The sequence below is a fragment of the uncultured Nostoc sp. genome (assembly GCF_964245575.1).
Classification (GTDB): Bacteria; Cyanobacteriota; Cyanobacteriia; order Cyanobacteriales; family Nostocaceae; genus Nostoc.
Genome location: NZ_CAXTNP010000026.1, coordinates 37,466 through 42,585 on the forward strand (window position 1 = coordinate 37,466; position 5,120 = coordinate 42,585).

6 protein-coding genes and 2 pseudogenes are annotated in these 5,120 nt (G+C 43.4%); 5 read left to right on the forward strand and 3 right to left on the reverse strand.

The window, feature by feature from the left end; all coding sequences use genetic code 11:
* The 4 genes and pseudogenes from ACFFAP_RS06710 to ACFFAP_RS06725 form a co-directional block, all read left to right on the forward strand.
* Positions 1-935 (forward strand): hypothetical protein (locus tag ACFFAP_RS06710; RefSeq protein WP_375510495.1); only part of this gene is annotated, 935 nt, incomplete at its 5' end.
* Between the two features lie 52 nt (positions 936-987).
* Positions 988-1,185: a hypothetical protein gene (locus ACFFAP_RS06715; RefSeq protein ID WP_375510496.1), complete on the forward strand. Its 198-nt coding sequence runs from the start codon at positions 988-990 to the stop codon at positions 1,183-1,185.
* 90 nt (positions 1,186-1,275) lie between these two features.
* Positions 1,276-1,404, forward strand: a complete 129-nt coding sequence (locus ACFFAP_RS06720; RefSeq protein ID WP_375510497.1) for a hypothetical protein — start codon at positions 1,276-1,278, stop codon at positions 1,402-1,404.
* A 21-nt stretch (positions 1,405-1,425) separates the two neighbouring features.
* A pseudogene (locus tag ACFFAP_RS06725) lies at positions 1,426-1,740 on the forward strand (hypothetical protein).
* 228 nt (positions 1,741-1,968) lie between these two features.
* Here the strand turns inward: ACFFAP_RS06725 and ilvN are convergent.
* Positions 1,969-2,487, reverse strand: a complete 519-nt coding sequence (gene ilvN / locus ACFFAP_RS06730; RefSeq protein WP_196529110.1) for an acetolactate synthase small subunit — start codon at positions 2,485-2,487, stop codon at positions 1,969-1,971.
* A gap of 344 nt (positions 2,488-2,831) precedes the next feature.
* On the opposite strand from ilvN, the gene ACFFAP_RS06735 reads away from it, so the two are divergent.
* Positions 2,832-3,197, forward strand: coding sequence for a phospholipid-binding protein (locus tag ACFFAP_RS06735; RefSeq protein ID WP_375510498.1), 366 nt, complete (start codon positions 2,832-2,834; stop codon positions 3,195-3,197).
* 95 nt (positions 3,198-3,292) lie between these two features.
* Here ACFFAP_RS06735 and ACFFAP_RS06740 read toward each other — a convergent pair whose 3' ends face one another.
* Both ACFFAP_RS06740 and ACFFAP_RS06745 read right to left on the reverse strand, forming a co-directional pair.
* Entirely contained in the window at positions 3,293-4,207 is a 915-nt protein-coding gene (locus tag ACFFAP_RS06740) for an alpha/beta fold hydrolase (protein ID WP_375510499.1), read from the reverse strand.
* Between the two features lie 207 nt (positions 4,208-4,414).
* Positions 4,415-5,120: pseudogene (locus ACFFAP_RS06745) on the reverse strand (ribosome assembly protein 4); the annotation flags it as partial.

Here is a 5,120-nt window from a genome sequence, read left to right on the forward strand (position 1 = left end):
TCGCAGGTGGGGCTAGCAACCCCTTTGCAGGCAGTGGTAATCCGATCGCAGGTGCTGGAAGTCTGCTTCAACAATCGCCTTTCGATCCGTTGAAAGAAGTCCTTGGTAACAATATACCCTTTAGTAACGCTGGGAATACATCTAATCCGGGTAGCCAAACCTTTAATGAGGGCAACGCACCGGTTGGTAATGGTAACAAGGACTCTGGTAGTAATAACGCAACTATTGGTAATTTTAACTCGGATAATGGTAATAACAGTGCAACTATTGGTAATGGTAACTGGAACTTTAATAATGACAACGCAACCATCGGTAATGGCAACTGGCTATTTGGAAAGGATAACACAACCCTTGGTAATGGCAACTGGTATTGGGACAACGGAAGTAAGAATTCAACATTAGGTAATGGTAATTGGCACTTTGGCAGCGACAACGCAACCATTGGAAACGGCAATTGGGACTTTGGTACTGATAACACAATTATTGGTAATGGTAACTGGGTTTTTACCAATGGAAATGAAATTATTGGTAATGGCAATTGGTTAACAAAGACTGACAATACAACAATTGGAAACGTCAATAATCTCAGCAGTTTAAAGTTATCTCCATTAGGGATCAAAACTGATGTGAACAATCTGATTGACTCTCTTATAGGTAAAATAGGTCAAAATTTTCTTGGCTTCACAGGAGATTTTGATGCATCAAGTAGCCAAACTTTTAACCGCCTCATCTCTTCTAAAAGTGTAGGCAATGATACTGATATATCTAAGGATATTGAGCAACTTTTGGCATCACTTAGCCCAATTCAAGGAAATTTCATCAATTATCAGCCTAACCCTCAGCCTGTCCCAGAACCTGCTTCTTCAGTGTCCTTGGTAGTTATGGGAGTTATGTGTTTGCTGTTGTCACTGTTCAAAAAACAACAACGCTGTTAACCTAAATTCAATCCTTTTAAGCTTATTGCGATCGCACTACAAAGTTAAATTAATGCGTCGGCTTGCATTATTAATGCGTCGGCTTGCATTGTTAATGCGTCGGCTTGCATTGTTAATGTGTTGGCTTGCATTATTAATGCGTGGGCTTGCATTGTTAATGCGTCGGCTTGCATTGTTAATGCGTCAGCTTGCATTGTTAATGCGTCGGCTTACATATAGCGGTTCTCGCTTACGTGAGTTACACCCGTAGGGGCACGGCACTGCCATACCCTTACACTTAGCTGTTATATTTTGCGTTCTATTGGACACATTAAATATATAGTTTTCCACGGATGCATGTATGCCTAACCAAGATACAACACATCATTTGCGTCTTCAAGTCATTAGTCAAGATGTTACCTCATTCCACGGTTTGCAAACCGTCAGCACCTACGATACAACCCGTTCTAATACCGATTCTCTAAAATAAGGCAACAGATGTAAGCAGGGATTGCCTTGCTGCATCTAAATTTCTCAATTGCGAATTGCGAATTGGTATAATGCCTCTGTTGCAAACATACAACAAGCTTATCAGGCTATGTTAGGAGGGCAACAAACTGAAACGGAGAAACTAGCTTTATACCGTGCTGCTGTCGATGCTGCTCGATTGGCAAAATGGGAATTTCACAATGCTGTATTAGCCATGAAAGAAGTTGTGCGGGGACAATATGGCTCAGATAGCGATCAAGCTCAAGCGATTGGACTGAAGAAAAAATCAAATTGCAAGCGTCCCACTCACAAAAAGTCGGTTGCAGTTGCAAGTTAATCAACTTAAACTGATGCGCGTCTAAATTGTACATTTTGGTATCATGACTATCCTTTGTCATTTGTCATCTGTCCTTTGAAATACAAATGACTAATGACTAATGACAATCCTCACCAGTAAATATACAACTTAAATGCGTAACAGCTTAAACTATGTCAAATGAGGTACATCAGAGCAAGCTCTCGAAAAGCGGGGAGGGGGTTGGGGGTGAGGTTCTTATCTTCTCAACTAAACTTTTGCTTCCAAAGACTTGAGTAATTCGGTATTCACACCCGATTCACGAGTCAAGGCAATTTTGCCAGTGCGGGCGATTTCTTTCAAACCAAATTTTTGCAACACCTGCACGATCGCTACCATTTTACCTGGATCTCCCACAACTTCTAAAGTGAGAGAATCTTCCGCCACGTCCACAACTCGCGCCCGGAAAATCTGAGACAGTTCGATCACTTCTGAGCGATTGCTGGTACTAGCATTCACCTTCAAAAGCATCAATTCCCTCTCTACGCAAGGAGTTTCGGTAATATCCTGTACCTTAAGGACATTGACTAACTTGTATAGTTGCTTGGTGAGTTGCTCGATAATGCGATCGTCACCAGGGATAACCATCGTAATTCGAGAGACTCCTCCTTGTTCAGCAGGGCCAACAGCAAGGCTTTCAATATTAAAGCCGCGACGGGCGAATAAACCAGAAATGCGGGAAAGAACACCCGCCTCATCTTCTACCAGAACTGAAAGGGTATGTTTCATCTTCGCCAACAGAGGCTAGCACAGGATTTAAGGAACGCAGACTCTAGTACCGCTTTGCAGAATTCACTCATTCAATCAAAATTATTTGAGTGACAAACTCTTGACATTTTGTCAAATGTATGTTTTTTCTTTCGTAGCGTACTACTGCACTAATTGTCAGTGCGACCTTTTATTGTAAACTCAATAGCTGCACTCATTGCATTCTCTAGAAATAAAAAATTGAGCAAAAATCATCCTGCAAGGAGTAATTTCATTGAATGTATCTCTTTTCATTGGCAGATGCGGCATTTTTGTAAAGCCTTTATACTCAGGTTTGATAAGCCTCTAATCGGAGAAAACTTTATATGGGTTGGTTACAAAGATTATTTGGAATGGAAAAACCTCAAAATGCAGAAGTAAATCCGACTGCACAGGCAATACCGCAAGCTGCGACTAGTAACGTTGCATCTAGTTCTACATCGATACCGCCAGAACGTGTGGGATTAAACGGAGAATATGACCAAAGTGGTTTAGCAAAGCGGGTAGCGTTGGCATTTGATCAAGACCCCCAACTCGATGATGTTGATACCCTTTGGGTTGCTCAGACAGGCAGCACTGTAGTATTGAAAGGTAAAGTTCCCAGTCAAGAAATTCTCAACAAAATGGTTTCTGTAGCCAATTCTGTGAATGGTGCTACAGATGTTGACACTAACCAAGCCACGATTGGCTAGGTGTTAAGGAATTAAAAATTAAAAAATTCAATCGTGGCGATCGCACTGCTTACCCCATCGCACAGAAACTATAACATTTAGGGAATAACCAACGGTTAGCGATCGCCAACCCATCTCTCAATCCAATCTAAAATAGCTTGGTTGACTTGTTCAGGACATTCATCATGGGGACAATGCCCTACACCCTCCAAATTCAGGACTGACAATTTATCGTTGTATTGGGCGAATTGGCTAGCCAGGGCTGGCGGAACAAACCGATCTTTATCTCCCCAAATTAACAACATCGGAATTGTTAAGGTTGGTAATACTTTCTTGACACTGGGACTAAAATCAATTCCGATCGCAGCTTTGAACAAGGCACTAAAAGCCCTCGCCGAACCCCGGTCTTGGGGAGGTTCAGCTAAAATTTCTATCAGTTCATCGCTAATCGCCTCTGGGTTAGCGTAGGCCAGACCTGCCCAGCGACGCAACACTCCAGGACGGCGCACGAAGTTAAACACAGGCTTCAGTATCAACGGCGAAGCAACAATATTTTTAATTGCTTTGACAACTGGTCGCAGCACAGGCGGAATTGCTTCTTGTTCTAATGACGGGTCGGGTAAACTCATCATCACCATACCCCGCACCATGTCAGGATGAGCGGCGGCGGCGGCCATAGAAATCAGTGAACCGTTGGAATTGCCTATTAATATCGCTGGTTCACGGATAAATGTTTTCCAGAAATCGTAAACTTGCTCTACCCAGAGTTCAATACTGTAATTAGCTGCGGCTTTTTCAGAAGCGCCAAAACCCAACATATCAATGGCGTAGACTGTGTGATGTTCACCCAACACCTCTAAATTATGTCGCCAATGACCAATGGAAGCGCCAAAGCCATGTAGCAATATCAGGGGTTGTGTTTTGTGGTGATTTTGGCGAGGGCGAATGTAAGTGTAGCGGGTTTGCCAGCCGCGCCAAACCCAATCCCTTTGATTACCAACCCGTTCTTGCCAGTGTAGTGTAGTGGTCACAGTCTCCTTTAATTCATCAGCGTGAAATTCTATTATAAAACTTTGATTTTTCACCTTATCAGGAAAAACCAAGCGAAACCTAACCCCCAGCCCCTTCCCTACAAGGGAATGGGAGTAAGCCTCAAAGCCTCCTCTTAGGGGAGAGGAATGGAAGTGAGGTCAGAGTGTACTGCACCCAACCGACAACCGCTATATTTCACGAAATCCCTACTTCCGTAACTTCTTAAGTTCTGCATCTGTAAACGGATTCTTCCCCGCCCGTAAATCTTTCACCCAGCGCTGCCGTTGTGCTTTACTATCTTTATCTTCAGCCTGGGCAATGTATGCTTCAAAGTCAGTAATCGCGCCTTGGGTATTGCCAGTCAGCGCCCTCGCCAGCCCCCGGCTATCACGATTATTGCTATCGTCAGGAGCAAGTGCAACGGCTTTGTCACAGGCAAATAACACATCCTTGGCATATCCTCGCAGACTACCTTGGCGACAAAGTGTGTTCCAAGAATCGGCAGAAATTTCCACGTTGGGATCTAACTTTTGGGCATCTGCGTAATCTGCTAGCGCTTCCTTGACATTACCCCCTTTCACAATTCTCTCTGCTTCTGCAATCAAACGTTCCGCCTTTCCTTTGTTAGCAAACTCTTGGGCTTTTACCTTGGGGTCAAATTTTAAACTGGGATTCCATTTTAAGGCTGTGTGAAAGGTCGCAACTGCATTATCAATATTGCCCTCTTTAGCTTCGTTTTCACCTTCTTTAACTAAAAACGGTGCTGCTGCTATTAAATTAGATTTATTTTGGCAGACCTCTAATGTTTCCAAGTCTTTGGGATTGGTGACAAGATAATCATTCAGCCATTGACAACCGCGAGACAACAGTTCATCAAGATTGTCAGCCCGCCACACCCGCGCGGTGTTGTCA